Annotated in this window: 17 protein-coding genes; 6 read left to right on the top strand and 11 right to left on the bottom strand. The window is 72.4% G+C overall.

What is annotated here, in order from left to right:
* Positions 1 to 37: 37 nt before the first annotated feature.
* Positions 38 to 934 (bottom strand): LysR family transcriptional regulator, encoded by an 897-nt coding sequence (locus tag ACH54P_RS01740; RefSeq protein ID WP_489910523.1) that lies wholly within the window; start codon positions 932 to 934, stop codon positions 38 to 40.
* A 70-nt stretch (positions 935 to 1004) separates the two neighbouring features.
* On the opposite strand from ACH54P_RS01740, the gene ACH54P_RS01735 reads away from it, so the two are divergent.
* Positions 1005 to 1979 (top strand): YeiH family protein, encoded by a 975-nt coding sequence (locus ACH54P_RS01735; protein ID WP_489910522.1) that lies wholly within the window; start codon positions 1005 to 1007, stop codon positions 1977 to 1979.
* A gap of 114 nt (positions 1980 to 2093) precedes the next feature.
* Positions 2094 to 3578, top strand: coding sequence for a sialidase family protein (locus tag ACH54P_RS01730; protein ID WP_489910521.1), 1485 nt, complete (start codon positions 2094 to 2096; stop codon positions 3576 to 3578).
* A gap of 436 nt (positions 3579 to 4014) precedes the next feature.
* On the opposite strand, the gene ACH54P_RS01725 is transcribed toward ACH54P_RS01730, so the two are convergent.
* The 6 genes from ACH54P_RS01725 to ACH54P_RS01700 all read right to left on the bottom strand — a co-directional run bounded on the left by ACH54P_RS01725 (position 4015) and on the right by ACH54P_RS01700 (position 19499).
* On the bottom strand, positions 4015 to 4482 hold the full coding sequence (locus tag ACH54P_RS01725) for a hypothetical protein (protein ID WP_489910520.1): 468 nt from the start codon (positions 4480 to 4482) through the stop codon (positions 4015 to 4017).
* Positions 4479 to 14858: a LamG-like jellyroll fold domain-containing protein gene (locus ACH54P_RS01720; protein WP_489910519.1), complete on the bottom strand. Its 10380-nt coding sequence runs from the start codon at positions 14856 to 14858 to the stop codon at positions 4479 to 4481. The genes ACH54P_RS01725 and ACH54P_RS01720 overlap by 4 nt, the downstream gene beginning before the upstream one ends.
* 594 nt (positions 14859 to 15452) lie before the next feature.
* Positions 15453 to 15959, bottom strand: coding sequence for a hypothetical protein (locus ACH54P_RS01715; RefSeq protein WP_489910518.1), 507 nt, complete (start codon positions 15957 to 15959; stop codon positions 15453 to 15455).
* A gap of 426 nt (positions 15960 to 16385) precedes the next feature.
* Entirely contained in the window at positions 16386 to 17681 is a 1296-nt protein-coding gene (locus ACH54P_RS01710) for an MFS transporter (RefSeq protein WP_489910517.1), read from the bottom strand.
* An 81-nt stretch (positions 17682 to 17762) separates the two neighbouring features.
* A complete protein-coding gene (locus ACH54P_RS01705) occupies positions 17763 to 18269 on the bottom strand; it encodes a flavodoxin domain-containing protein (RefSeq protein WP_489910516.1) in 507 nt (168 codons plus the stop codon).
* A 96-nt stretch (positions 18270 to 18365) separates the two neighbouring features.
* Entirely contained in the window at positions 18366 to 19499 is a 1134-nt protein-coding gene (locus ACH54P_RS01700; protein WP_489917085.1) for a nitric oxide synthase oxygenase, read from the bottom strand.
* Between the two features lie 438 nt (positions 19500 to 19937).
* Here ACH54P_RS01700 and ACH54P_RS01695 point away from each other — a divergent pair, with 438 nt between their 5' ends.
* Both ACH54P_RS01695 and ACH54P_RS01690 read left to right on the top strand, forming a co-directional pair.
* A complete protein-coding gene (locus tag ACH54P_RS01695) occupies positions 19938 to 20999 on the top strand; it encodes a CobW family GTP-binding protein (RefSeq protein WP_489910515.1) in 1062 nt (353 codons plus the stop codon).
* Positions 21000 to 21068: 69 nt separating this feature from the next.
* Entirely contained in the window at positions 21069 to 21353 is a 285-nt protein-coding gene (locus ACH54P_RS01690) for a hypothetical protein (RefSeq protein WP_489910514.1), read from the top strand.
* Positions 21354 to 21462: 109 nt separating this feature from the next.
* Here ACH54P_RS01690 and ACH54P_RS01685 read toward each other — a convergent pair whose 3' ends face one another.
* Genes ACH54P_RS01685 through ACH54P_RS01675 form a run of 3 tightly spaced genes read right to left on the bottom strand, consistent with a single transcriptional unit; the run spans position 21463 to position 23991 of the window.
* Positions 21463 to 21909 carry a GNAT family N-acetyltransferase gene (locus ACH54P_RS01685; RefSeq protein WP_489910513.1) on the bottom strand — a complete coding sequence of 149 codons (447 nt, stop codon included), beginning with the start codon at positions 21907 to 21909 and terminating at the stop codon, positions 21463 to 21465.
* A 1-nt stretch (position 21910) separates the two neighbouring features.
* Entirely contained in the window at positions 21911 to 22915 is a 1005-nt protein-coding gene (gene ligD, locus ACH54P_RS01680; RefSeq protein ID WP_489910512.1) for a non-homologous end-joining DNA ligase, read from the bottom strand.
* Positions 22912 to 23991, bottom strand: coding sequence for an ATP-dependent DNA ligase (locus ACH54P_RS01675; protein WP_489910511.1), 1080 nt, complete (start codon positions 23989 to 23991; stop codon positions 22912 to 22914). Before ACH54P_RS01675 ends, ligD begins: the two co-directional genes overlap by 4 nt.
* A 55-nt stretch (positions 23992 to 24046) precedes the next feature.
* Here ACH54P_RS01675 and ACH54P_RS01670 point away from each other — a divergent pair, with 55 nt between their 5' ends.
* Both ACH54P_RS01670 and ACH54P_RS01665 read left to right on the top strand, forming a co-directional pair.
* Positions 24047 to 24553 carry a DinB family protein gene (locus ACH54P_RS01670; protein ID WP_489910510.1) on the top strand — a complete coding sequence of 169 codons (507 nt, stop codon included), beginning with the start codon at positions 24047 to 24049 and terminating at the stop codon, positions 24551 to 24553.
* Positions 24553 to 25488, top strand: coding sequence for a squalene cyclase (locus ACH54P_RS01665; RefSeq protein WP_489910509.1), 936 nt, complete (start codon positions 24553 to 24555; stop codon positions 25486 to 25488). Before ACH54P_RS01670 ends, ACH54P_RS01665 begins: the two co-directional genes overlap by 1 nt.
* On the opposite strand, the gene ACH54P_RS01660 is transcribed toward ACH54P_RS01665, so the two are convergent.
* The gene (locus ACH54P_RS01660) at positions 25485 to 26645 is read right to left on the bottom strand and encodes a DUF1015 family protein (protein WP_489910508.1); all 1161 of its coding nucleotides are present in this window, start codon (positions 26643 to 26645) and stop codon (positions 25485 to 25487) included. The genes ACH54P_RS01665 and ACH54P_RS01660 overlap by 4 nt on opposite strands.
* Between the last annotated feature and the right edge of the window lie 90 nt (positions 26646 to 26735).

The raw sequence follows: 26735 nt of genomic DNA, 5'->3' as shown, positions 1-26735 counted from the left end.
GGATCGACGGCAAGGCGGGGCCGTTCGCTGCCCCGCCTCAGCCGGACTTGACCGCCAAGGTCAGCAGCTCGGCGGCCGGACCCGCGAGCCGTCGCCCCGCCGGCCACACCGCCCGCAGCACCCGTCCCAGGTCGACGCCGTCCACGGCCACCGGCACCAGGCGGCGGCCCGCCACCTCCCGCACGACGTCGAGGTCGCTGATCACCGCGGGCCCGGCCCCGGCGATCACCGCGTTCCGCACCGCCGACGCCGAACCCAGCTCGAGCAGCGGCCGCACCGGCCCCGCGCCGGCCCGGCGCAACGCCGCCTCGACCGTCTCGCGGGTCCCCGACCCGGGCTCCCGCACGACGAGCGGCGTCGCGGCCAGCTCGGCGGCGGTGAGCGGACGGCGGCGCCGCGCCCAGGGGTGCCCGGGCGGCACCACGACGACGAGCCGGTCCACCGCCACGCGGCGGGTCGCCAGGCCCGGCCACGGCCCCGGCGACTCGACGAAGCCGAGGTCCACGCGGCCACGCGTGACGAGGTCGGCGACGTGCTCGGAGTTCACCACCTCGAGCCCGACGTAGGTGTCCGGCCCGGTCCGCTTGACCTCGCCGATCCAGGCTGGGACGAAGTGCTCGGCCAGCGTCATGCTCGCCGCGACCCGCAACTGCGCGCCGCGCTGGGTGCGCAGGGCCTCCGCCCCTGTGCGCAGGCCGTCCACTTCGGTCAGCACGCGGTGCGCCCAGCCGGCGATCACCCGGCCGTCCGGGGTCAGCGCGGAGCCGCGCCGGGTCCGGTCCACCAGGGACAGTCCCAGCTGACGTTCCAAAGTGGACAAGCGCTTGCTCGCCGACGGCTGCGCGATCCCGAGCGCCGCGGCCGCTTGGCCGATGCTGCCGAGGTCGTCGACCAATACCAGCAGGCGCAGCGAGTCGAGATCGGGTCCGGTCATAGCCTCAGTCTATGACCTCCGCCGTCATCGGCGGCTACCGGAAACCCCCGTCCGCGGCGACGCTGGAAGCATGGCACTGACGACGGTGAAACCCCTCCTCCCCGGCCTGGCGCTCACCGGGCTCGGGGTCGCCGCGGCCTACGCGCTGAGCTCGGCGTGGCCGGTGGCGGGCGCGCTGACCGTCGCCGTCGTGCTGGGCATCGTCGCCGGGAGCACGCCGTTCCTCGGCGACGAGCACCGCCGTGCCGTCGCGCGCGTGACGAAACGCCTGCTCCGCGCGGGTGTCGTCCTGCTCGGGCTCCAGCTCGCCCTGCCGGCGGTGCTCGCGCTCGGCCCCGGCACGCTCGCCGCCGTGGTGCTCACGGTGGCGGTCACCTTCCTCGGCACGCTCGGCCTCGGCCGGCTGGTCCGCGTGCCGCGCGGGCTCGCCGTGCTGGTCGCCACCGGGTTCTCGATCTGCGGCGCGTCGGCGATCGCGGCGATGGAGGGCGTCGTCGACCGCGAGGACTCCGACGTGGCGACCGCCGTCGCGCTCGTCACCTGCTACGGCAGTCTCGCCCTCGCCGTGCTCCCGCTGACCGCGCGGTGGCTCGGCCTCGACGCCGTGCGGACCGGCAGCTGGGCGGGGATCTCGGTGCACGAGGTCGCCCAGGTCGTCGCGGCCGCCGGCCCCGCGGGCGCCGCCGCGGTCGGGGTCGCGATCGTCGTGAAGCTCAGCCGCGTCGTCCTGCTCGCGCCGGTGGTCGCGCTCGTCGGCGCCACCGAACGCACCCGCCGCGGCGGGTGCACGCCGCTCGTGCCGCTGTTCGTCCTCGGCTTCCTCGCGATGGTCGCGCTCCGCAGCACGGGTCTGGTCCCGGCGTTCGTGCTCGACGTCGCGAAGACCGCATCGACCCTGCTGCTCGCCGGTGCGCTGTTCGGACTCGGCTGCGCCGTCCGGCTCGGCACGCTGCTGCGCGGCGGCGGCCGCGCGCTGCTCCTGGGTCTCCTGTCCACGCTTCTGGTGCTGGCGACGGGGTTCGGCACCCTGGCCGCGTTCACCTGAAATTCGCCTCCCGGCAAGGTATAGGTTGTTATACGCCGGGTTGTACGGGTCTTGTACGGGCCGGGTCGACGCTACTGCCGAGACGTAGGACGTAGAACGACCCGAGGGAGAATCGTGGAGATCACCCGGATCACCAGAAGCCTGCTGGCCGGGCTGCTGGGGTGCGCCGCCCTGGCCGTGCCCGCGGTAACCGGCGCCGCGACGGCGCAGGCCGACGTCGCCAGCACGTTGGTGTTCACCAAGAACACCGAAGGCCACGACTGTTACCGCATCCCCACCGTCGTCAAGGCCAACGACGGCGCGCTGCTCGCCTTCGCCGAAGGCCGCAACGGGGGCGCCAGTACCTGCAACGATCTCGGCGAGATCGACCTGGTGCTGAAGCGGTCGACCGACGGCGGCAAGACGTGGGGCGCCCTGCAGACCGTCATCAAGGCGAACGGCGACACGAAGGGGAACCCGGCGCCGATCGTCATCCCGGGCAGCAACCGGGTGGTGCTGCTGTCGACGATGCAGTGCTACACCAATCCCGACTGCGGCCGGATCCCGCGCGTGTCGATCAGCGAGGACAACGGGAAGACGTGGGGTGCGCCGAAGGTGCTGACCACGGAGCTCGGTTTCGCGAGCGCACCGGGCTGGCTGGCGACAGGGCCGTCGCACGGGATCGTGCTCACCCGCGGCGCCCACGCCGGGCGGCTCGTGGCCGGCATGAGCTACTCGAACGTCGGCGCGCTGGTCTACAGCGATGACAAGGGCACGACCTGGCACCGCGGGGCCACCGACCAGCCGGCGTCGAGCGCGATGAACCCGCAGGAGATCAGCGTCACCGAGCTGAAGGACGGGCGGATCTACGCCGCCGCCCGCAACCAGGCGAACGACGGCAACAAGTGCCTCGAAGGCGGCACGCGCAACCGCGCCTTCGCGATCAGCTCCGACGGCGGCGCGACGTTCAGCTCGAAGTTCGCCTTCGCCACCGACCTCGTCGCCCCGACCGTCGAGGGCTCGACGGCCCGGATGAGCGCCACGGACACCGGCGGCAAGTACAACCGGATCCTGTTCGCGGCACCGTCCACTTGCGACCGCCGCAAGGAGCTGCGGGTGCACTCGTCGTTCGACGAAGGCGCCAACTGGACGGGCACCGCGGGCAGCCTGCTCGTGTGGGACCAGGACGCGGCGTACTCCGACATGGTGCAGCTGTCCCAGTCGTCGGTCGGCGTGCTGTTCGAGGCGGGACCGGAGTTCCACGCGAACGACACGATCCGCTACGCGACGGTGACCGAAGCGGCCCTGGGCGCCCCGGCCTGCGGCGGCGGCTACAGCGTCATCGACTCGGCCCCGCTCGGCACGGCGGGCACGGTGTACTTGTCGTACAACGCCTCGAACGGCAAGAACTGCGTCAGCACGATGAAGAGCACCTCGGCCGGCACGGCCACGTCGACCTCGGCGTACCTGGAGGTCCAGGGCTCCGCGCGCACCACGGACTCGGGCTCGTTCTCGTACTTCGCGGGCCCGGTCACCGCGGCGGCCGCGGACAAGTGCGTCAAGTGGGGCGGCACCACCGGCACCGACGCGTACAACAGCGAGTTCGAGCACTGCAGCTGAATTGCGGGTCGTCACCTCCGCGGTGGCCGGGTCCCGGCCACCGCGGAGGTCGACTTCGTATTCCCGGGTGGCCGGCAGTTCCGCCGAGTCACCGATCCACGTCGCCGCGCAGGACCGCCCGGCCCGATGCCGGGCAGCGCTCCGTCGGCGAACGCAGCGACGCGGAACGGCCACGGCCGCTCGTCCCGTCCTTGGACCAGCCCACGGTGATGAGGACCCGACGCGCCTCCAGGGGCTCGATCAGTCCCGCGCCTCATCCACCGAATCTCGAGTCGTCGTTGCCGCCACCCCGATCGCACGGCTGACGTCCCAGTCCCGGCGCACTCCGGGGGTCCGTGGCGGCACCATGACCTCGCCGACACGGTTCGGGCCCCTCGGCCGGGCAGCGGACGACCGGTCCTCACCACCGGCGAGCCGGGCATCGGCAAGACGCGGCTCACTCTCTCGCAAATTCCTCGATGGCCCGCGCCACCGACACCGGAGTCGACTCGTCGCCAGGATCATCCATTCCGAGCAACGGGAGATCCAGCGCCACACTGGCCGATTCTCCGAACTCATCTCTCACCACCCTGAGAGACTGAAGAACGGCATGGTAAGCAGGGCTTACCTGCTCGAAGTCATCCCTGATCGACACTCCGCCACCCCGCTCGGTGACCGGACGGAAGGGTGGCACGACAATCCATGCCGGCAAGCCATCACCTCTCGAGTTGGGCAGGACCTGCGCCGCCTCCCTGTCCGGACGGCCACCGTAGCGGTCGAACGCCCAGACTCCGGACATCACGAGCACGTCGGCGCCGAGCGAGCGGCTGCTTCCGTTGACGAACTCGATCTCTTTCGAAGCGGGCAGCAACCTCGACCAGAGGTCCAGCGTCGACTGCCGGAGGGATGACACGTAAATCTTCATCTGCTTCCCTGCGGGATCGGCATGGAAGGAAGGATTCGCACTCGGCCGATCGTACTCATGGCATTTTCCCAGAGCGCGAATGCGTCGATTCCACCACCACCATCAGCCAGGTGCTCAATCCTGCTCTCCACCGGAATACGATCAGAACTGATCACGCCGCGCACCACCGTGTAAGGACCTTCCTCGGGGAAGGTCGCATGGGCGGTTCTACCATAGAGAGCCGCACCCTCCGGCGTTGAAGAGAAGTACTTCGACTCGATTCCGGGCGGATTCTGGAAACGCCGGGTGTCCATGATCTGCTTCAGCTCATCATCCTTCACGGCGCGGTAGACGTACTGCTCACCGTCTTTGAGCTTGCTTTCACCGCAGTTGTGGACCAGGACCGGCGTCTCTCCGGCCAACACATAGTACGTGTGCAGCTCGTCGATCGTCAGGTCGTACGTGACCTCCGTCGAGTGGTACGGCGTCACCTCCTCGACCGTCGCTTCGCCGCCGTCCGCGGTCTGCAGGTGGTCGCCCACCTGCAGATCCACCGCTTCGACGAACTTTCCCCGCGTCACGTCGTAGAACGGGTGGTGGTACGTCGTCGTCAGCGCCTCCGCCGATGCCGAGGCCGGCGCCGCACTCCCCGCCACCGCCGCCGCGGCGAGGGCCAGACCCGCGACAGCCCGGCGCACCCGGCTGGGCTTCACCTTCAGGTCCACGAAGTCGTGGTCCGTCTCCGTCACGATCGCCCGGTCGACCGGATGCGTCTCCAGCCCGGCCTTGCCCGGCTGCGAGTTCGCGACCCGGTCCCCCACCTTCACCGAAGAAATCGGCTTCGCGGAACCGTCCGCCAGCAGCACCTTCGTCCCGGCGGTGAAACTGTGGATCGGACACGCCGCCGGCTCCTCCGAGGAGCTGCGCCCCCGGGCCCGCAGACCACCCAACGCCCCGAACGCCGCTCCCCCGGCACCACCGGCCGCGGCACCCGCTCCGGCCGCCGACAGCGCGCCGCCCACCGAACAATCCCGGCCGCAGTTCAGCCCGTACCCGGCCAGCGCCGTCACGCCGCCGGTGACCGCTCCCGAACCCGCGCCGACCAACCCCTGCGTCGCCACCTCCGGCAGCACGCCGTTCAGCGCGTCCGACACCAGCTTGCCGCCCAGCGGGCCCGCCAGCCCCGCACCCAGCGCGCCACCCAGCGCACCCAGGCCCACCGCCTCCACGGCGCCACCCGCCGAGCAGTTGTGCGCCTTCGAGCAGTCCATCCCGTACGACACCGCGCCACCGACCGCGCCGCCGATGGCCGCGCAGCCGACCGCGCCGATGCCCAGCGTCGCCGCCGTGCAGGCCGCGCCGACCACCACGCCCGCCGCGATGCCCGCGATCGTCGACGCGTGGTCCTTCACGAACGTCGCCACGTGCGAGGCCGCCGACGCCGCCGCGTGGCCGACCGCCACCGCCGCCGACGCCACCGCGTGACCCACCGTCTTCGCCGCCGACACCGCCGCGTGCGCCACCGCCTTCGCCGCGTGCACCACCGCGTGGGCCGCCGTCTTCACGGCTTTCGCGACGACGTGGTACGCGGTTTTCACCACGTGGACCGCCGCGTGGTAGACGTGCTTCACGAACCGGACCGTGCGGTGGTAGGCGTTCTTCACCACCCGCACCGCCGCGTGGTAACCGTCCCGCACCACGTGGTAGGTCGCCACCGCCGCGTGCACCAGCGGCTGCACCACGTACGTGTTGAGCGCGTGCGCGGCCGGCTGGATCACCTGGTGGTAGACGAACGACGCCGCCGGGGCCACGACGTGACTGGTGAAGGCCGACCACGCGTCGCCCAGCCAGCCGTGCCCGGACGGGTCGGTGCCCGTCATCGGGTTGTCGTCGACGTAGACGAACTTGTTCGCCTCCATCGGGTTCGGCACCGGGCTGTTCGACACCGTGTCGCGGTTCATGAACTGCCCGACGGCCGGGTTGTACCAGCGCGCCGCCATGTTCACGTTCCCGGTCGGCTGGTCCGTCCAGCCCGACTGGTACCCCAGCTGACCCTTCGGGTTCGAAGAGGCCAGCACGTTCCCGAACGGGTCGTAGGACGTCGAGCCGGCCAGCGCCGGCCCGGTCGCGGTGAACGTGCCCACCACGTCGGTGTGCTGGTCCACGAAGGCGAACGCCCCCGTGCCGCCGGAGGCGATCCCGACCAGCCCGCCGCCCGGGTCGCGGCTGTAGGTCGACGTGCCGTCCGAGGCGATCGCGTTGCCCATGCCCGAGAAGGAGAACGTCGTCGCCGCGCCGGACGTGATCGTCGTGTCGGTCAGGTTCCGGCCCAGCGCGTCGTAGCCGAAGGCCTGCGTCCCCTGGACGGCCATCTGCCCGAAGGCGTCCGAAGAGGACACCAGCGTGCCGGTCGACGACGCCCGCTCCCGCAGCGTCCCCCGCGCGCTGTAGCTGTAGGTGTTCGCCCCGTCGGACGTCAGCTCGTTGCGCTCGTCGTAGGTGTAGGTCGACGAACCCACCCGGGTCCGGTTGCCCGCGGCGTCGTAGCCGTAGGCCACGGTGCTCGTGCCGTTGTTCCACGACGCCAGCCGGTCGGCCAGGTCGTAGGTGTAGGTGTTGGCCGCCGACCCGGCGAAGCCCGCGGTCGTCTTCGAGGTGAGGTTGCTGTTGCCGTCGTAGCCGTAGGTGACCGACGCGATCGCCGCTCCCCCGGCCGTCTTGAGCGCGTCGCCGGTCAGCCGGTGCAGGCCGTCGTAGGAGAACGTGCGGGCGTTGCCGGTGCCGTACTTCACCCCGCCGACCTGGTTGAGCGGGGTGTAGCTCAGGGTCTGCGTGCCGCCGGTGGCCGCGTCGGTGATGGTCGAGAGCCGGTCGGCGTTGTCGTAGCCGTAGGACGTGGTGCCCGCCGCGTCGGTGCGCGAGGTCATCAGCCCGTCGGTGTTGTAGGCGAACGACGACGAGCCCGCCGAGCCGCTCGCGGTGAGCAGCTCGCCGCGGTCGTTGTAGCCGAAGGTTTCGCTGGACGCCGCCTGGTGGTCCGAATGCCCCGCGGTCCCGGCTTCGGTGGTGGCGGCCGAGGTCAGCCGGCCACCGGGGTCGTAGCCGAAGGTCCGGGTCGCGGTCGCCGCGTCGGCGCCGCCACCGGACTGGCTGACGAAGTTCCCGTCGTCGTCGTAGCCCGCCGACACGGTCACCCCGCCCGGCTGGGTCTGCGTGACCGGGCGCCCCGCCGCGTCGTAGGCCGAGGTGTAGGTCCGGTCGGCGTCGGCGGTGTAGGCGGCCGTGGCCGGTTCGACCAGGGCCTCCGGCAGGTTCCACGGGTTGTAGCGGGTGATCGTCCGGCTGCCGCGGCCGTCGGTGAACCGGGTCCGGTTGCCCGCCGCGTCGTACCCGAACGTCGTGGTGATCGACGACGTCGCGGAGACGGGCTGGATCTCGCCGGCCAGCCGGTTCGCCGCGTCGTAGGTGAACGTCCGCGCGGTGCCGCGTCCGTCCACACTGGACGCCAGGCGCCCGCCGGCGTCGTAGGTCGCCGACGTCTGCTGGAGCACCGCGCCGGTCGCGTCCTTCCGGGTGACCTGCACCGGACGGCTCGACTGGTCGTAGGCCGTCACCGTCGAGGTGTTGTCGGCGGCGGTGACCGACGCCTTCTCGCCGAGGTAGCTGTACCCGTACCGGGTGGTGTTGCCCGCCGCGTCGGTGACCGACGTGGTCTCCCCGAGCGCGTTGTACCCGAAGGAGGTCACCGCGCCGCCCGGCGTCGTGGTGGACGCGAGGCGGGCGCCGCCCGGGTTGGTGGCGGAGGCGGCGTAGGAGTTCGTCGTGGTCGCGGTGAGCGTGCTCGGGTAGCGCTCGTAGACGGTCGAGGTCAGCGGCCGGGACAGGAAGTCGTAGGTCGCCTCCGTCCGGGCGCCGTTCGCGTCGACGACCGAGAGCCGGTCGCCGTTGGTGTCGAAGGTCGACACGGTCTTGGCACCGGACGGCTTGGTCACCTGGACCAGGTCGCCGAGCTGGTCGTAGCCGAGCCCCGTGACGTGGCCGAGCGGGTCCTTCTCCGAGACGACCTGGCCGATCTTGTCGTAGGTGCGCACGGTGGTCGCGGTGATCGGCGAGCCGCCGCCCGGCGGGGTGTAGTTCGGGTTGGTGACCGAGACGGGCTGTCCCGCCGCGTCGTAGACCGTCGTCACCTGGTTGCCGTCGGGGTCGACGGCCTCGACCGGTTCGCCGAAGGTGTTGTACCCGGTGGTGGTGACGGGGTGCACCGCGGTGGCCGGTCCGCCGTCGGTCTCGGTGTTCACCGTCGGCGCGGTGGTCACCGACGGCTGCCCGGCCTCGTCGCTGGCGTAGGACGTCGTGTTGCCGTTCGCGTCGGTCATCGACGTCGGCAGCCCGCGCTGGTCGACGGTCCAGGTCGTCGTCTCCGCCGGGGACGAGGCGGCGGTCCCGCCGTTGCGGCCGCCGTTGTAGACCGCCGCGATGTCGGCGGCCGGCAGCGCGCGCGAGTAGGCCTGGACGCTGTCGACCTGGCCGGTGGCGTAGTTGCCGTTGGCGCCGAGGTACCAGCCGTGGCCGATCGCCAGCGGGCCGCCCGAGGCCATCGGCGACGGGTCGGTCGTGCTCCCGGTCGCCGCGCCGTTGACGTACAGCGTCATGGCACCGGTGCCCGAGTCGTACACCCCCGCCAGGTGCGTCCACACCCCGGCCTGCGCGTCGGCCGACGACTCCGCGCGGTAGGCGGTCGCGTTGGACGCGTCGGTGCCGAACCGGGAGAACGACCACTTGTGGGTGCTCGGGTCGTACTCGAGGTAGAGGCCGCTCATCACGGCCCCCTTCTGGACCACGTACGTCTGGAACGCCGAGCCGAGCGTCGCCGGCTTGACCCAGGCGGACACGGTGTAGCTCGCCGCGGTGTTGAGCACGGGGCCGTTGGTCGCGATCTGCGAGCTGGTCCCGTCGAGGGTCGCGGCTCCTCCCGACCACGTGACGGCCGACGCCGAGGCCGTGTTGCCGGTCCCGGAGGAGTCGGTGACCGTGGTGCCGGAGGTCTGGTCCAGCCTCCACCAGCCGACCGGGTGCCCCGTGCCGTCGGCGGCGATGGACCGCGCGGTGAGCACGCCCATCGGGTCGTACGACGCGCTCACCGTGCGGCTGCGCCCCGAGGGGTCCGACTGGGTGCTCGTCGCGACCTTGTCGTCCGGTGTGTAGGACACCGAGGTGGTGCGCGCCGCGCCGCCCGGGTCGTCGACCGTCCGCGAGATCCGGCCCGCGGCGTCCACAGTGGACGAGGAGGTGTTCGCGCCGTTGCCGCTGACCGTGCCGACCAGGTCCCCGGCCGCGTCGTAGGTGCTCGACTCGGCGACGAAGGACTGCTGCCCGGTGGGGTCCTTCCGGGTCACCGTCGCGGTCAGCCCGTTGTCGGTGTAGGTGTAGGCGGTGACGTTGCCCATCGAGTCCGTTTCGGACGCGAGGCGCCCGGCCGGGTCGTAGGCGTTGGACTTCTGGGTCAGGAACTTCGCGGGCTGCGGGTCGGCGGGGCTGCCGGTGTACCAGACGCCCTGGGTGAGCAGCCGGCCCTCGCCGTCGTAGGTCCAGTCGGTCTCGGTGCCGGCCGGGTCGGTCTCGCTCTTCTTGTTGCCGTAGACGTCGTAGGTGTAGGTCGTGACGTAGCCGTTCGCGTCCGTGGTCGACGCGACCTGGCCCTTGTCGTTGTAGGTCGAGCTGGTCGTCCGGGCGGCGTCGCCGCCGGTGCCGTCCGCGACGGTCTGCGAAGTGAGGCCGCCGTCGGCGTCGTAGACGCTGGTCGTGACGGCGGTGTGCACCGCACCGGTGACCCGGTCGGTCACCGCCGGGTCGGTCTGCGAGACGATCTGGTCGTTCCCGTCGTAGCCGTACGACGTCACCAGCCCCGCCGGGAAGCTGTCGGAGACCGCCGTCTTCGTCAGCACCCGCCCGAGCGGGTCGTAGGTGAACCGCGTGAGCAGGCCGTCGGCGTTCGTCGTGCTCTCGACGTCACCGTTGTGCCGGTAGGAGATCCGGTTGACCGCGCCGCCGGGCGAGGTCGTCTTCACCGGCAGCCCGGCGGGCACGTTCCCCGAATCCGCCGCGGGGAACGCGGAAGTGCCGTCGCTGTAGGCGATCGTCGTGGTGCGCCCGTTCGGGAAGCCCGGGACCGGGGGCGTCGTCACCGTCGTGCGGTTGCCGGCCGCGTCGTAGCCGAAGGTCGTCAGGAAGGCGGGATCGGTAGCGCTCGAGGAGCGCGGATCCCGCGAGGTCAGCATCAGGTCGTTGCGCGCGTCGGCCGTCGTCAGCTGCGCGGTGGTGTCGTCCGGGAAGTACGTCGAGTACGACGTCGAGCACTTCTCGGCGGCCTGGTTCTGGCACGAGGTCTGCGAAACGACGTTGCCGCGCACGTCGTGCCCGACCGTGACCACGTTGCCGTTGGGGTCGGTGGTGGTGTGCAGGAAGCCCGAAGTGTCGTAGCCGTAGGTGGTCCGCTTCCCGTTCGTGTCCGTTTCGGACACCTTGTGGTTGCCCGCGGCCGGGTCGTACTGCTGGGACGCGGTCTTGCCCGCCGGGTCGGTGATGGTCGCCGTGGTGATCGGCGCCAGGCCCTGCGAGTTGCCCGCGGCGAGGAAGTGCTGCGCGACCTGGGCGGCGGTCAGGGCCGACCGGTAGTAGGCGACCTCGCCGAGGGACCCGCTGAAGTAGTTCCAGGTGGTCCCGGACGGCGCGGCCGGCCACCCGTTGCTGTTGAAGACCCCCGCGCCGGCGAAGTTCAGGGGGTCGTAGTTGCCGATCTGGCCGGACAGCGTGCCGACCTGCAGGCCGTCCAGGTAGAGCACCTGGCTGGTGTTCGCGCCGGACAGCACCACGTGGTGCCACTTGCCGTCGTTGACCTTGCCCGGTGAGGCCATGCCGGCGACGGTGGTGTCCCAGAAGTGCCCGTGCAGCTTGCCGTCCGTGCCGACGTACAGCACCGGCATCGCGTTGCCCGACGGGTTCGCGGCGCCGAGGGCCGAGGTCCCGGTCGAGAACAGCGTGCCGGCGGCGGTGGACGTCGTGGAGAACCACAGTTCCACCGACGCCGTGGCCGACGCGCTCACGAGGTGGTCGGGCAGCGTGACCCCGGCGACCGTGCCGGGGAACTTCGCCGCGGTCGAGTCGGTGAACGGGCCGGTCACCCCGAGCGTCGCGTTCGTGTAGGCCGACGGCCGGTAGTTCACTTCGCCCGCGGGCGAGGCCGTGCCGGGCGCGTCGCCGAACCGCTGGTAGAGCTCGGGTTGCGAGCCGAGCACGGCACCGCGGTAGACCTGGCTCGATCCGCTGGCCGCCAGCGGCGCGTATTTCCACGTGCCGCCGTTCTCGTCGCCGATCTGCGTGACCGCCTGGGAGACCGGGTCGTAGGAGACGGTCGTGTGCACCGCGCCGGACGGGCGGGTGATCGAGGTGAGCAGGCTCGCCTGCTGCTTGCCCGCCTGGTAGAGCGGCATCTCCTGGACGCCGGGCACGGACTTGTCCCAGATGCCGACGTCGGCGATCTGGCCGTTGAAGAACGTCGCGGTGCCGGGCTTGCCCTGGTTGACCTCGTCGGGCCACTGGTTGCCGAGGAAACCCGCGCCGATGAAGCGGTTCTGCGGACCCATCGGCACGATCGCGCCGATCGACGACCCGACGAACTGGCCGTCGAGGTACAGGCCCTGGCTGGTCGAGGAGTGCGTGAAGACGACGTGGTGCCACGCGTTGTCGTTGACCGGGTTGGCCGTGGTGATCGTCTTGTCCGTGGCACCGGTCCAGTACTCGCCGACCAGCTTGCCGTCGTTGCCGACGTACAGCGCCGGCGTGTACTGCGACGCCGGGCTCGTCGTCTCCGTCAGCGGCATGGTGCTGTAGGAGAACAGGACGCCGTTGGTGGCGGCGGTCTTGAACCACATCGACACCGACATCGTGTTCGGCGCGGCCGCGTCGGCCCGCGGCAGCTGCACGTACGACGACGTGCCGTTGAACCCGGCCGCCGTCGCCGCCGAGCCGGCGAGCGGTCCGGCCTGCCCGAGCGCGACGTCGTGGTAGGTGGCCGCGTCGGTGCCTTCGTTGGTCAGGACAGCGCTCGCGGCGGTCGTCCCGGTGGTCTCCGCCAGCGGCCAGAACGAGTGCGCGCCGAGGTCGAGGACGCTGGTGCGGTACGGCGAACCGGACGTGTAGCCGTAGCGGGTGCAGGCGGTCGTCGTGCCCGGCGGGCAGACGGCGGTGAGCTGGTCGCCGGTGTAGGCGTAGGTCCAGGTCAGCGGCGCGCCCGCGCTGAGGTCGTCGGTCGAGACCGACGCGACGTGCGGGCTCGTCGCGCCCGCCGGCGTGGTCCAGGTCAGGTGCAGGGCCCGCCCGGACACCGTGGACGTCAGCGCGGTGGCGTGCCCGCCCGACGCGGTGAGCGTCGCCGTCCGGCCGCTCGCGTCCGCGATGGACGAGAGCTGGTAGACGCCGGAGCCGAGCGCCTGCGTGAACGAGTAGACGGTGTCGTTCTTGTCCGTGAGGCTGTACCCGCCGGTGACCGACTTGAAGGTGGCGAACCGGCCGGACGGCGGCGAGAACGTGCCGTCGGCGTTCTTGCCGTACCCGACTTCGGAGCCGTCCGGGTAGGTCACCAGCACGCTCACGACCGCGCCGGAGCCGTCGAAGTCGTACTGCTCGGTCGCGCGCGCGTCGACCACGCTCGACCAGCCCGCGCCGAACGCCCCGGTGGAGCGCGGGTCGCGGGAGTTGTAGTTGCGCACCACCGAAAGCGCCGGCCCGACGGTGTGCACCTCCGCGTCGGTCGCCGACGTCGTGTAGTTGCCGATGCTCGGCTCGACCCCGTGCACGCCGGTGTTCTGCGACAGCGACGAGGTCACCAGCGGCTGGTCGACCGCGACGGTGAGCGGGTTCCACGGCGGGTCGGCCGAATAGGACGCGCCGTCGTAGGCCTGGACCGCCCAGTAGTAGGTCTGGTTGTACTTCAGCTTCCCGGCCGGCACCCGCCAGGTGCCCTCGTTGACCAGGCCGGAGTCGGCGAGGGTCGTGCCCGCCGCGTCGGCGACCTGGTAGCGGTACTTCAGCGCGCCGGGGCCGGCGTCGATGTCGTGGGCGGTGGCGAACAGGAACGGCACGAGGCTCGTGGTCGTCCCGCCGGCCCCGGGGAAGGCCGAGTCGACCACCGGCGGCACGTTCCCGCTCGTCGTCAGCGACAGCACCGGCTGGTAGCCGGCGTTCATCAGCCAGGAGTCGAACTGCTTCCAGTGCAGGGTGTCGTTCGTCGCCGCGTAGACCGCCAGGCCGTAGTCGGACGCCGATCCGTTGGCCCAGCCGGTGAACGTCGCCGTCGACAGCGGGACGCTCACCCAGTCGCCCACCGTCCGGTCGCCCGCGCGGTTGGCGCAGGCGTTGGGCACCGACGGGGTGACGTTGCCGATGCTCGCGCCGTAGGACGGCCCCGGGTAGGCGCTCACGCCGGACGGCGTCCACGCCTGCGTCACCGGGGCGACGTCGAAGCGTTCCGGGGTGCACGTCGACGCCCAGGTGTCGTACAGCTTCAGCGTCGCGGCGCTGACCGTGACCTGGGAGCCGTCGAGGTCCTTCGGGAACTGCAGGAACGTGTTCGCCGAGTCGGCGCCGGAGTTGTACGACCCGATCTTGACCGTCTTCTCCATCGAGTGGTCGCCGGGCGCGCCGATCTCGGCGTAGGTCGAGGACGGGGTGTCGGTGAAGGTCGGGTCGACGGTCACCGGGAACACCCGGGCCGGGTCGGCCAGCCACTTCGGGTCCAGGGTGACCTTCAGCGCCGGCTTGCCCGCCGCGGTGGTCAGCTCGTACCCGACGGCGTAGGTGGTGGCGGGGACCCCGGAGACCGGATCGACCTTCGCGTCGAAGGCGTAGCCGCGCGGGATGCGCTGCCGCATCGCGCCGGCGCCGTCGAGCAGGCTCACCGAGCCGTCGGTCTCGATCCGCGGGGTCAGCCCGTCGAGCGTCAGCGGGAACACCCACGAGCCGGGCGCCGCCGCCGAACGCAGGACGAGGGATTCCTTCAGCCCGGTGGTGGTGGGCTCGAGCGTGACGTCGGTGCCGGGGAGCGCGCCGGGGTAGGTCGCGGTGTGGCCGTCGACCCGGGGCGGGACCGCGCGGGCGCCTTCGAGCCCGTACGAGATCGTGTGCCCGCTGTCGACGGCCAGCTTGGCGAGGGCCGGGTCGGCCGCGTTGCCGGCGAAGTCGACGGAGAGGGAGTTGGCGGTTTCGTGCAGGCGGCCGTCCTGGCCGCCGCGCACGGACGTGTCGATCGGGCGCCAGCCCCAGGGGCCGTCCGCGAAGTTGACCGGGCCCCGCGTGTAGTCGCGGGTGACCGAGCCGTCGGCGTTGGTGAAGTAGTTCATCGTGGCCGTGGACTTCGCCGCGTCGCGGCGGCTCGTCGCGGGGTCGAAGCCCCGCGACGAGCCGCCGCTCGGCCGCTCGTCGCGGGGTCGAAGCCCCGCGACGAGCCGCCGCTCGGCCCCGGAGTCACCTTCGTGCGGTGACCGCCCTCGGCGGCCAGCTCCCCGGGTCCGGTGTCCGGGGCGTCCCCGGTGCCGCCGGTGGCACGGGTCGACGCGGTGCTCGCGTCGTGCCCCTTGCCGTCCGCGGTCCCGGTCGTCTGCCGCGGGGTCGCGCCCCAGTGCGGGGACCCGGAAACCAGCGAACCGAGCCACGAGCCCAGTTCCGCGAGCGGAAGGTGCCCCGGGGCGAGCTGAGCCGCGTCCGCCTGGCCGCTGCCGAGCGAAAGCCCCAGTCCCAAAAGGATGGAGGCAGCACAAATTCTCGCGGCGCGACGACGCACGGGTCCCCCTCGATGTCCATCCCCGACGAACGGCGGATGAGTTCACCACACCGCCGGTGGTCCGGAAAAGACTGCGAATCGACGAACTTTTGAGAGCTGGGGCACGGCAGATCCGTCGAAAAGCCGCCGAAAAGGACAAAGGAGGAGCAATTTTTCAGTGTCCGGCGGCGTGCGCGGCCTCCCGCACCGCTGCGGCGACGTCCTCGCGGACGTGACCGGTCACCCCCACGGGGGAGATGTTCGCCGCCGGACGGCCGGTCCCGCCGACGGTGACGAACCGGGTGGCGGGGTGCGCGCCCGCCTGCGCGAGCGCCACGGCGGTGCCCGGCTCCCCGACCGTGAGGATCACGTCACAGCGTCGCTGGACCAAGGAGTTCAGGTACGGGAGGAAGTTCGCCTCGGTCGCCGGCCCGGCCGCGGCGAGGTAGGAGACCTTGGTCCCGGTGTCGCCGGACGCGTCCTGCAGCCCCGCCCAGACCGGCGCGACGCCCGGCGCCGCCAAGCCCTGGCCCGCGGTGAGCAGGCACGCCGAGAAGTCGGCGTACACCCGCGCCCGGGCGGGCGGCAGGCCCGGCTCGTCGCCCGACGGCCACCACACCACGAGCGCGACCACACCCGCGACGGCGACCCCTGCCGCCGCGATCACCCACCCACGCCGCACGAGACCCCTCGTTCCCGCGCCCGGCTCCGGGCGCACCCCGGTTAGTGTGCCGGGAACCGGCCGGACGGCACGAGGGCGGGATGGCGGGTACGTCGGGTGAGGCTGCCCGCGAGCCCGGCCGGACAGCACGAGGTCCGGCTGTCCGCGGGCCCGGCCGGACAGCACGGGTCCAGCCGGCGCGCAGGCCCGGCACGACAGCGCAAGGTCCGGCTGTCCGCGGGCCCGGCCGGACAGCACGGGTCCGGCCGGCGCGCAGGCCCGGCACGAGGTCCGGCCGGCGCGCCGCCTCCCCCGAGGCGCGCGGCGAGGGGAACTCCGGTGGCACGCGCGCCTCCGAGCCGCGCAGGCCCCCACGCCAGGGCACCCGCGATCACCATCCCGATCCCCTGTGGACACCGGGGATTCCCGCCGTGGCAACAGAGCGCGTTACTTCGTGGCCGCCGGGGCCGTCGTCACCGCCGACTCGCCGAACCTGATTCCCTTGGCCTCCTTGCCGAGTGCGGTCAGGACCGCGACCGCGATCAGTCCCGGCACGACCGTCCACACGAGAGCCGAGGTGTAGCCGTGGGACTCCGCGATCGCCTGCTGGATCGGCAGGTTCAGCGCCGCCAGCAGGTTGCCCAGCTGGTAGGTCACGCCCGGGTAGAAGCCGCGGATGGCGTCCGGGGACATCTCCGTCAGGTGGGCCGGGATCACGCCCCACGCGCCCTGCACCATGATCTGCATCAGGAACGAGCCCAGCGCCAGCATCCCGGCGCCGTGGTCGAAGGCGAAGATCGGGATCACCGGCAGGCCGAGCACCGCCGCCGTCACGATCGTGCGGCGGCGGCCCAGCCGTTCGGACAGCGTGCCGAAGGTCAGGCCGCCGATGATGGCGCCGACGTTGTACAGCACCGCGATCCACGTGCTCGTCGACGCGCTGAGCCCGGCACCGCCGTTCTCGTGGGCCTTCAGGAAGCTCGGGTAGACGTCCTGGGTGCCGTGGCTCATCCAGTTGAACGCCGTCATCAGCAGGATCAGGTAGCCGAAGCGGCGGATCACCTTCGGGTTCAGCAGGATGTCCTTGACCGACGTCCGCGTCACCCGCAGCTTCTCCCGCGTCGTCTCCCAGACCTCCGATTCGCGGACCCGCGCCCGGATCAGCAGGCTGATCAGCGCCGGGAAGATGCTCAGCACGAAGATCCAGCGCCACTCGAGGCCGAGCGCCGAGTGGAACAGCAGGTACGCGAGCGCGGCCAGCAGGTACCCGATCGAATAGCCGACCTGCAGCAGGCCCGAGAAGAACCCGCGCCGCGCCACCGGGATCTTCTCCATCGCCAGCGCCGCGCCCAGGCCCCATTCGCCGCCCATGCCGATGCCGTACACGAACCGCAGGAGCAGCAGCACGGTGTAGTTCGGGGCGAACGCGCACAGCAGGCCGGCCACCGAGTACAGCAGGACGTCGGCCATCAGCGGGATCCGGCGGCCCACCCGGTCGGCCCACAGGCCGAACAGGAGAGCACCGACCGGCCGCATCACCAGCGTCGCGGTGGTGATGAACGCCAGCTGCGTCGCCGTCGCGCCGAACGACTTGTCCTTGGCGATGTCCGCGAGGACGAAGACGACGAGGAAGTAGTCGAAGGAGTCCATGCTCCAGCCGAGCAGCGCCGCGAGGAACGCGTTGCGCTGGTCGGCTGTAAGCGCTTTCTTAGCGGGTGCGGATGCCGCCTGCCGATCCGTCACGTTTGCCCCCGTCCCGTCGGTTTCTCACCGGAAGACCTCACCGACGGTGTAGCACCCACCACCCCGCCCGGGCAAGACCGGTCAGAGCGCGACGCGGGTGCGGACCCGGCGGCCGACGTCCCGGGCCCAGGCCTTGATCCGGTCCCAGTCGCGGAAGTCGCCGGCCCGCCGCCCCGACGCCATCAGCCGCGGGATCAGGCCGCGCACGGTCGCCGGGTCGAGCTTGCCGCCGAAGGTGGCGGTGCGCTCCGCGTCGATGCGCGCCGCCAGCAGCGCCACGTTCGCCGGCAGGCTGACCTGGTGCGTGGCCGCGCCGGGGCCGCACGGTCCGCTGTGGAACAGCCACACGGGACGCTCGGCGAGCGCCTGGGCGTTGCGCTCCAGCAGCCTGACCGCCTCCGGCCGCCACCGGTGGTAGTACAGGGCGCTGCCGACGACGACCGCGGCGTAGTGGCCGACCCCCGCGACGTCGGCCGCGTCGCGCACGTCCACGGTCAGGCCGGCTTCCCGGAGTTCGGTGGCGATGACCTCGGCGATCTGCCGGGTTCCGCCGTGACGCCCGGCGTAGGCGACGAGGACTGCGGTCATGCGTCCATTGTCGGCCTTCGCGGCCCGGGCTGCGCCGCGGGCCGCGAACGATCCGCCGAACGGGCGCTTCCACGCTGCTCTCGGTGACCGGCCGGCTCAGCCCGGCGGCAGGAACGCCGGCCGCTCCCCCGGATCGGGTGGGTCGTAGTAGCGGTGGAACACCGCGGTCTGGCCGCCGGACAGCGGCGGCACGATCCAGCTCCAGTCGGCCGGGCACCGGCGCCCGGCCCGCTCCTCGCGTTCCAGGTGGGACAGGAACCGCCGCGACTCGGTGTGGTGGTCGGCGATCGTCACCCCGGCCGCGTCGAAGGAGTGCTGCACCGCCAGCGTCAGCTCGACCAGCGCCCGGTCGCGCCACAGCGTGCGCTCGGTCGCCGTTTCCAGCCCCATCAGCTCGGCGACGACCGGCAGCAGGTCGTAGCGCTGTTCGTCGGCCAGGTTCCGCGCGCCGATCTCGGTGCCGAGGTACCAGCCGTTGAACGGCGTGGCGGGGTAGGTGACGCCGCCGATCTCCAGCGGCATGTTGCTGATCGCCGGCACCGCGTGCCAGCGCAGTCCCAGCCCGGCGAACCACCGGTGCTCGGGGTGGGTCAGCGGGACCTCCAGGACGGCGTCCGCGGGCAGCGTGAACAGCCGCGGATCGCCGGGCGTCGCCTCGACGACCAGCGGGAGGACGTCGAACGACCCCCTTCGCTCCGGGGGCCGCCAGCCGAGTCTTCGCACGTGCTCGGTGAAGTCGGCGTACCGCGGGTCGCCGAGGACCGAACCGTCTTCGAGGCGGTACCCGGCGTAGCGGATGAGCTGCTCGTTGTGCAGGCGCGGCCCCGGCTCGCCCGGGGCGTCCGGCGCGAAGACGGTGATCGTCGGGCGGATCCGCCCGCCGCGGGTGGCCTGGCGGAGGTGGGCGACGCACTCGCCGGCGATGGCGGCGGGCTCGGTGACCCGGCGCCGGTCGCGGATCCGCAGGCTGCGCCAGTACAGGCGGCCGATGCAGCGGGCCGAGTTCCGCCACGCGACGCGCGCGCCGAACGCCAGCTCGGCCGCGGTGTGCCGGTAGGTGCCCGTTCCGGCGATTTCCGCGCGGACCTGCGCGAGCCGCGTCTCGAGCCGGTCCCCCTCCTCGGCGGCGCCTTCGGCGAACATCAGGTGCAGGAATTCCTCCGCTTCCGCGGAATTGACCTCCTGCTTCCCCGAGACGCGCTGGCGGTAAAGCGGCGGCGGGGCCGTCACCCGCTCGGGCGTAACCGTCACCGCGCTACCCCACTCTCCGAAATCGTGCTTTGCATCCCGACGAAAAGGTGCACCGTTCCTCCGATGGTCGCCGACGACACGGCAGGCCGGAAGTTCCTGCGGCACAGGACCTCCGGCCAGGCCGGGGAGGATACCCCACGTCCCGCGGGACGCACTCCGCCGGACGGGAACGGCACGGCGGCCTTCCCCGCCATTTCGCCGCCGCCAGGGAAAAGCCCGGGAAAATAACTGCTACCACGCGTTATCCGGACATGGCTCAGCGCATTTCCCGTCAATCGATCACCGCGGACCGAGAAATTCGCGTGATCCTTTCTCGCCGGATCGCCTGCGTCTTTTCGTGGGTATTCGCCCAACGGCCTTCTCCGGCGGTGGTCACCCGTGTATGGGCGGCGCGGGCCGCGGCGTTAGAGTCGTTTCGTGCGCAAGATCCCCGTGGTTCTCGTCGCCGGGTTCCTCGGCGCGGGCAAGACGACGCTGCTCAACCACCTGCTCGCCAACCGCGAGGGCGCCCGGGTCGGCGTCGTGGTCAACGACTTCGGCAGCGTGAACGTCGACGCGCTCGCCGTCGCCGGCCAGGTCGACACGATGGTCTCGCTCGGCAACGGCTGCCTGTGCTGCGCCTGGGTGGACACAGCGGCGCGAAGCGCCTCCGATGAGGGTGGCGGCGGGGGCAAGGGCGGCGCGAGCGGGCTGGACGCGATGCTCGCCAAGCTGTCGAGCGCCGAGGCCGGCATCGACGTCATCGTCGTGGAGGCCAGCGGCATCGCCGAGCCGCGCGACCTGATCCGCCTGATGATCGCCAGCGAGAACCCGGACATCCGCTACGGCGGGCTGGCCGAGGTGGTCGACGCCGCCGAGTTCGAGGCGGCCCGCGAACGCCACCCCGAACTGGCCGACCACCTGCGGCTCGCCGACCTCGTGGTGCTGAACAAGGCCGACCGGGTGCCCGCCGAAGCACTCGCCAAGCTCACCGCGACCGTCGAAGAGCTGGCGCCGGGCCGCCCGCTGCTGGTCACCACCCACGGGCGCGTCGACCCGCGGCTGTTCTTCGACCCCGAGCCCCGCGGCGAGCGGGTGGGCCAGCTGACGTTCGACGACCTGCGCGAGGACCACGACCACTCCGACCACCTGCACGCGCGGTACGACACGGTCACCTTCGCCGCGGAGACGCCGTTGGCGCCGCGCGCGTTCGTCGAGTTCCTCGAGCGCCGTCCGGCGGGGCTGTACCGGATGAAGGGCCAGGCCGACTTCGGCGCGGGGTCGCGCTTCGGCCTGCACACCGTCGGCGGGTTCGTGCAGCTGGAGCGCTCGGCGTGGCCGCCGGGCGCGCCGCGGCGCACGGAGCTCGTGCTGATCGGCTCGGGCATCGACGCGGACGCCGCGCTGGCCGACCTGGGCCGGTGCGTGGCGCCGGACCCGTCGGTGGTCGACGAGCGCGGGCTGCTGCACATCCTCCGCTACCTGCCCGACGAGGCCTGACCGGCCCCGCCACGCCGAGGATCGGCAAATGCCGTCCCGTCCCGGCCGCCGCGACGGACACTGGCGGCCATGACGACCACCGCGGTGAGCGCACCACGCTGGTACCGGGTCGGCGTGCTGCCCGAAGACGTGCCCCAGGCGCACCTGATGACCCGCGCCGGCGACCTCCGCTACCGGCGTTCGGCCTGCGGCGAGCGGGAATCGCGCAGCTGGAAGCCGGTGGACCTGACCACGTCCGAGGTCGAGCCGTGCCCGGCGTGCGCCGCGACCCTGCCCGCGCCCCCGCCCGGCGTCCGGATCGCCGGTGGCGAGGACCGCGGTCAGCTCACGCTGGACCTGGAGATCCAAGCCTGAGGCGGCTTGCGCTGAACCTGGAGGTCCAAGCCTGAACCGGCTCCCGCTGGACCGGCGATCCAGGCCTAGAGCCGGGCGGGCCACCCGGGACCGATGGGCAACGGCCCGGCTACACCAGGACCTTCTCGTAGCAGACCGACTCCGGGTCCGCCTCGTGCGGCGGGAAGTTCGGCACCCGCCGGTAGCCCGCCCGCTCGTACAACCGCCTCGCCGCCGGCTGGCCACGGCCCGTCTCCAGCCTGAGCCGCACGCCGCCGCCGCGGCGGGCCAGCCGCTCGGACTCCGCCACCAGCGCGCCCGGCAGGGCGGCGTCCCGGACGCCCGGCGCCACGAACATCCGTTTCAGCTCGTACACGCCCGGCCCGACCGGTTCGACCGCGCAGCAGCCGATCGCCCGCTCGCCGTCGCGGGCGAGCAGGTAGCGGCTGCCCGGGTCCAGAGGCCCGGGCCGCGCGTCCGGCGGCAGGTCGTACGCGACGACCAGCTCGGCCGTCATCGCGGTCAGCAGCGCCAGCAGCAGCCCGTCGTCGGCCGGGCATTCGGCGACGGTGGCCACTTCACGCCTTCTTCGCCCGGCTCGGCGCGACGCGCGGCGGCTCGTTCGGCATCTTCGGGTAGACCGGCGGCCACGGCGCGTCCATCAGCCCGTTCGCCATGTCCGCTTCGGACATCTCCAGCAGCGGCTCGATCGACTGCGGCCGCTCCCCCGCGCCCGCCCAGGGATCGCCCCGCCCGGCGACCCGGGCCGGCACCGTGCTCAGCGTGAGCGCGTCGGGCTCGACGGTGTCCAGCTCGTCCCAGCCGATCGGCGTGGAGACCTGGCCGCCGACGCGGGGGCGCACGCACCAGGTGCCGAACACGGTCTTGTGCGGCGCGTTCTGGTTGAAGTCGACGAACACGCGCGAGCCGCGTTCCTCCTTCCACCACTGCGCGGTGATCTTCTCCGGGTGACGGCGTTCCAGCGCCCGCGCCAGCGCGACGGCCGCCGCCCGCACCTGGAAGCCGTCCCAGCGCGGTTCGAGCATCACGTACAGGTGCAGCCCGCGCGAGCCGGACGTCTTCAGGTGGCCTTCGATGCCGAGCCCGGCCAGGAATTCCTTCGTCAGCACCGCGGCCTCGCGCAGCTCGTCGAAGCCGATCCCGGGCGACGGGTCGAGGTCGACGCGCAGCTCGTCGGTGACCTCGGGGGTGTCGGCGAGGTAGGGCCAGACGTGGAAGCCGAGGCAGCCGAGGTTGACCGCCCACAGGATGTGGGCCAGGTCCTTGGCGACCAGCGCGTCGCTCGTGGTGCCGTTCGGCGTCGAGACGACCGTGGTGGTCAGCCACGGCGGCGCGCCCTTCGGCACGCGTTTCTGGTACCAGTTCTTGCCGCCCGCGCCGTCCGGGTAGCGCTCCAGCAGCAGCGGGCGCCCGCCGAGCCGGGCCAGCAGCGGCCCGGAGACCGCCCGGTAGTACTCGACGAGGTCGAGCTTCGTCTCGCCGCGTTCCGGGAAGTACACCTTGTCCGGGCTGCTGATCTTGACCTCGACGCCGTCGACGTCGAGCAGCACCGCCCCGCTCATCGCGCCTCCCCGAACAGCTTCGCGAGCTCGGCGGGGGGTGCCTCGTCGAGCTGGGCGTACGTGCAGGACTCCGGGGTGCGGTCGGGCCGGAACCGGACCAGCCGCCCGCCGTGCCGGAACCGGCCGCCCTGCAGGTGCTCGTAGCGCACCTCCGCGACCCACTCGGGACGCACGGGCTCCCACGAAAGGTCCTTCTGCGGCGCCCACCGGCTCATCGCGCCCGGTTGCCGCCCGGGCTCGGGCTCGTATTCGGCCCAGGTGCGCCACGGGTGGTTCTCGAGCGCGTTCTCGCGCAGCGGCGCCAGCTCCTCGACCAGCTCGGCGCGCCGCGCCTTGGTGAAGCTGCTGGCGACGCCGACGTGGTGGAGCACGCCCTCGTCGTCGAACAGCCCGAGCAGGAGCGAGCCGACGCCGGCGCCGTCCTTGTGCCAGCGGAACCCGGTGACGACGCAGTCGGCCGTGCGCTCGTGCTTGACCTTCAGCATGACGCGCTTGTCCTGCTCGTACGGCAGGTCGCCGGGCTTGGCCATGACGCCGTCGAAGCCCGCGCCCTCGAACCGGGTGAACCAGTCCTCGGCCTGCGCGGGATCCTCGCTCAGCGGGGTCAGGTGGACGCGCTGCAGGCCCCCGGCCCCGGTGGCGAGCACGCTCTCCAGCCGCCGGCGCCGCTCGCGGAAGGGCTCGCCCGTGAGGTCGTCGTCACCGAGGGCGAGCAGGTCGAAGGCGATGAAGCTGGCCGGCGTCTCCTCGGCGAGCTTGCGCACGCGCGAGGCCGCCGGGTGCAGCCGCAGCTGGAGGACCTCGAAGTCGAGCCCCTGGGGCGTGACCAGCACGATCTCGCCGTCCACGACGCAGCGCGGCGGCAGCGCGGCGGCCAGCAGCTCCACCAGCTCGGGGAAGTACCGGGTCAGCGGGCGGTCGTTGCGGGAGCCGAGCTCGACCTCGTCGCCGTCGCGGAACACGACGCAGCGGAAGCCGTCCCACTTGGGCTCGTACAGCAGCCCCGGCGTGCGGGGCACGTCGTGCACGGCCTTCGCGAGCATCGGCCGCACGGGCGGCATCACGGGCAGGTCCACGTCGGCGATCCTAAATGACCGGTACGACATTTCCCGGCGTGATACACACTCCTCCGTGACCTTCGAACGCCCCGAACCGCCGCTGACCGGGGGCGAGCGCGAAATGCTGCGCACGTTCCTCGACTTCCACCGCGCCACCCTCGCCATGAAGTGCGACGGACTGTCCGACGAGGACCTGCGCCGGGCCGCCAGCCCGCCCTCGACGCTGTCCCTGCTCGGTCTCGTCCGGCACATGGCCGAGGTCGAGCGCACCTGGTTCCGGCGGGTGATCAACGCCGAGGACGTCCCGCTGCGGTGGTCGGCCGAAGGGGACTTCCAGGCCGCCTACGACGCGAGCTCGTCGACGCGCGCGGAGGCGTTCGAGGCCTGGCAGGCCGAGGTCGAGCAGTCGCGCAAGATCGAAGAGGCGGCCGAGTCCCTGGACGTCACCGGACACCAGGCGCGCTGGGGCGAGGACGTCTCGCTGCGGCTGGTGATGCTGCACATGATCCACGAGTACGCCCGCCACAACGGCCACGCCGACTTCCTGCGGGAGGCCATCGACGGCGTCACGGGGGCCTAGTGGACCTGCTCGCCTGGTTGCGCGACTCCGACCCGGCCCTGCGCTGGCAGGTCGAGCGCGACCTCGCGGGCGAGCCGCCGGAGGTCTGGGAGGCAACGCGCGCCCGGATCGCGTCGGAGGGGTTCGGCGCGCGGCTGCTGGCGCTGCAGGACCCCGACGGCCGGTGGGCGGGCGGTGCGTTCTTCCCGGCGGGGTTCGCCTTCGACCGCATCGAAACCGAGGGCCAGCCGTGGACGGCGACGACGTGGTCGCTGAACTCCCTGCGCGAGTGGGGTCTCGACGCCTCGGCGCTGCACGGGACGGCCGAGCGGCTCGCCGCGCACTGCCGCTGGGAGTACGACGGCCTGCCCTACTGGGGCGGCGAGGTCGACTGCTGCATCAACGCCTGGACGCTGGCCAACGGGGTGTGGCTCGGCGCGGACGTCGCCGGCATCGCCGGGTGGTTCGTCACGCACCGGCTGCCCGACGGCGGCTGGAACTGCGCCTGGGCCGAGGGTTCGACGCGCTCGTCGGTCCACTCGACACTGAACTCCTTGAAGGGCCTGCTCGCCTACGAGACGGCGACCGGCGGCACCGGCGCGACACGCGAAGCCCGCCGCGCCGGTGAGGAGTACCTGCTCGAGCGCGGGCTGTTCCGCCGGTTGTCGACGGGTGAGCCGGTGGGGCCGTGGGTGACGGAGTTCGGCTACCCGTTCCGGTGGCGCTACGACGTGCTCAACGCGGCTTCGTACTTCCGCGACGCGGCCCGGCGGGACCCCCGGCTGGCGGAGGCGATCGAGCTGGTCCGCGCGGCCCGGCAGCCCGACGGCACCTGGCTGCAGTCGCGGCAGGACCCCGGCCGGGTGTGGTTCGAAGTGGACGTTCCGGCCGGGCGGCCGTCGAAGTGGCTGACGCTGTTCGCCACCCGCGTCCTGAACTGGTGGGACGCCTCCTAGAGCTCCGCCAGCAGCAGTCCGCTGCGCGGCTTCGGCGTGAAGTAGGTCGCTTTCCGCGGCATCCGGCGGCCGGTCGCGTGCACGGCCAGGACGTCGGCGTAGGCCACCGGCGCGAGCAGCACCACCGCGTCCGCGTCCGCCGGCACCGGGCGGCCGGCCGGGAGCGGGCGGACGCACGGCCCGTCGGGATCCACGCCGAGCGCGGCGGCGAAGAGGACCCGCTCCACGATCTCGTGGTCGATCACCGGTCCCGGCCCGTCCTGGCGCGGCAGCGGGACCCGCAGCACCGCCGAGCCCGCACGCACCACGGCCTCGCCGGTGACCGGCACCGCGTGCTCGTCGTAGCGGACGTCGAGGCCCGCCGCGGACCAGCGCCGCACCAGGTCTTCGGGGCCGAGGCCGGTGCCGGTGAGGACCCGGTGGATCGCGCCGATCTTCAGGGCCGGTCCCGCCGTGACCAGGGCGAGCAGGGCCCCGTGGCCGGCCGCCGCGGCCGCGGCCACGCGGTGGTTGCCGTCGGCGACCAGCAGCTCGGCGGCGGCGACCGCGGCCAGCAGCCGGGTCTGCAGCGGCCCGGCGGGCACCACCCACAGGTCGTGCCGCCGCCCGGCCGCGTCCGAAGTGGACAGATCGGGCAGGCCGAGTGCGGTGCAGGCCCGGGAGACCTCGTCGGTCAGCACGTCGCCGCCGGTCGCCGGGACGAGCAGCGCCGCGCTGGTCGCGCAGCCCAGCCCGGCCAGCACGGCGGCCCGCTCGGCCACGACGTCGGGGTAGACGTCCTCGGTGTGGCGGACGCGCGCGGCGCCTTCGTCGGTCACCGCCGCCGGGTCGACCAGGCAGAGCAGGCCCAGCGCCACGCCGTCCGGGCCCTCGATCCGGTAGGGCGCGACGATCTCGCGGACCGGCCGGTAGAACCGCTTGCGGAGCCGTTCGAGCACGGCGCGGGCGACCGGGACGGCGGCGGCCAGGTCGAGCCCGCGCGCCAGCGCCGCGGGTGTCCGGGCCGGGTGCTGCACGGCCAGGAGGCTGTCCGCGGCACCCGGCGCGGCCAGCGCGGTGATCACCCGGTCGGGTTCGGCGAACTCGTCGACGTCGGGGCCGGGGACCGCGTCGCGGACCACCCAGCCCCGCCCGATCGGCCGGATCCAGTCGTTCATCGGCCCCATCTTGCGCGAAGAGCACTGTGACGGAAAAACGCTGGGGTCCGGCGCCGCCCGGTGGAATGCTTAGGACTGCAAAGTAGTTGA

This window comes from Amycolatopsis sp. N2S4-7 (assembly GCF_058119595.1).
This window is presented reverse-complemented; position numbering and strand designations above follow the sequence as displayed.

Excerpts from the sequence above, each read along its gene's own strand:
- ACH54P_RS01740 (WP_489910523.1), bottom strand. The coding sequence starts at position 934 with ATGACCGGACCCGATCTCGACTCGCTGCGCCTGCTGGTATTGGTCGAC.
- ACH54P_RS01660 (WP_489910508.1), bottom strand. The coding sequence starts at position 26,645 with ATGAACGACTGGATCCGGCCGATCGGGCGGGGCTGGGTGGTCCGCGAC.
- ligD (WP_489910512.1), bottom strand. The coding sequence starts at position 22,915 with ATGAGCGGGGCGGTGCTGCTCGACGTCGACGGCGTCGAGGTCAAGATC.
- ACH54P_RS01735 (WP_489910522.1), top strand. The coding sequence starts at position 1,005 with ATGGCACTGACGACGGTGAAACCCCTCCTCCCCGGCCTGGCGCTCACC.
- ACH54P_RS01705 (WP_489910516.1), bottom strand. The coding sequence starts at position 18,269 with ATGACCGCAGTCCTCGTCGCCTACGCCGGGCGTCACGGCGGAACCCGG.
- ACH54P_RS01690 (WP_489910514.1), top strand. The coding sequence starts at position 21,069 with ATGACGACCACCGCGGTGAGCGCACCACGCTGGTACCGGGTCGGCGTG.
- ACH54P_RS01720 (WP_489910519.1), bottom strand. The coding sequence starts at position 14,858 with ATGAACTACTTCACCAACGCCGACGGCTCGGTCACCCGCGACTACACG.
- ACH54P_RS01725 (WP_489910520.1), bottom strand. The coding sequence starts at position 4,482 with ATGAAGATTTACGTGTCATCCCTCCGGCAGTCGACGCTGGACCTCTGG.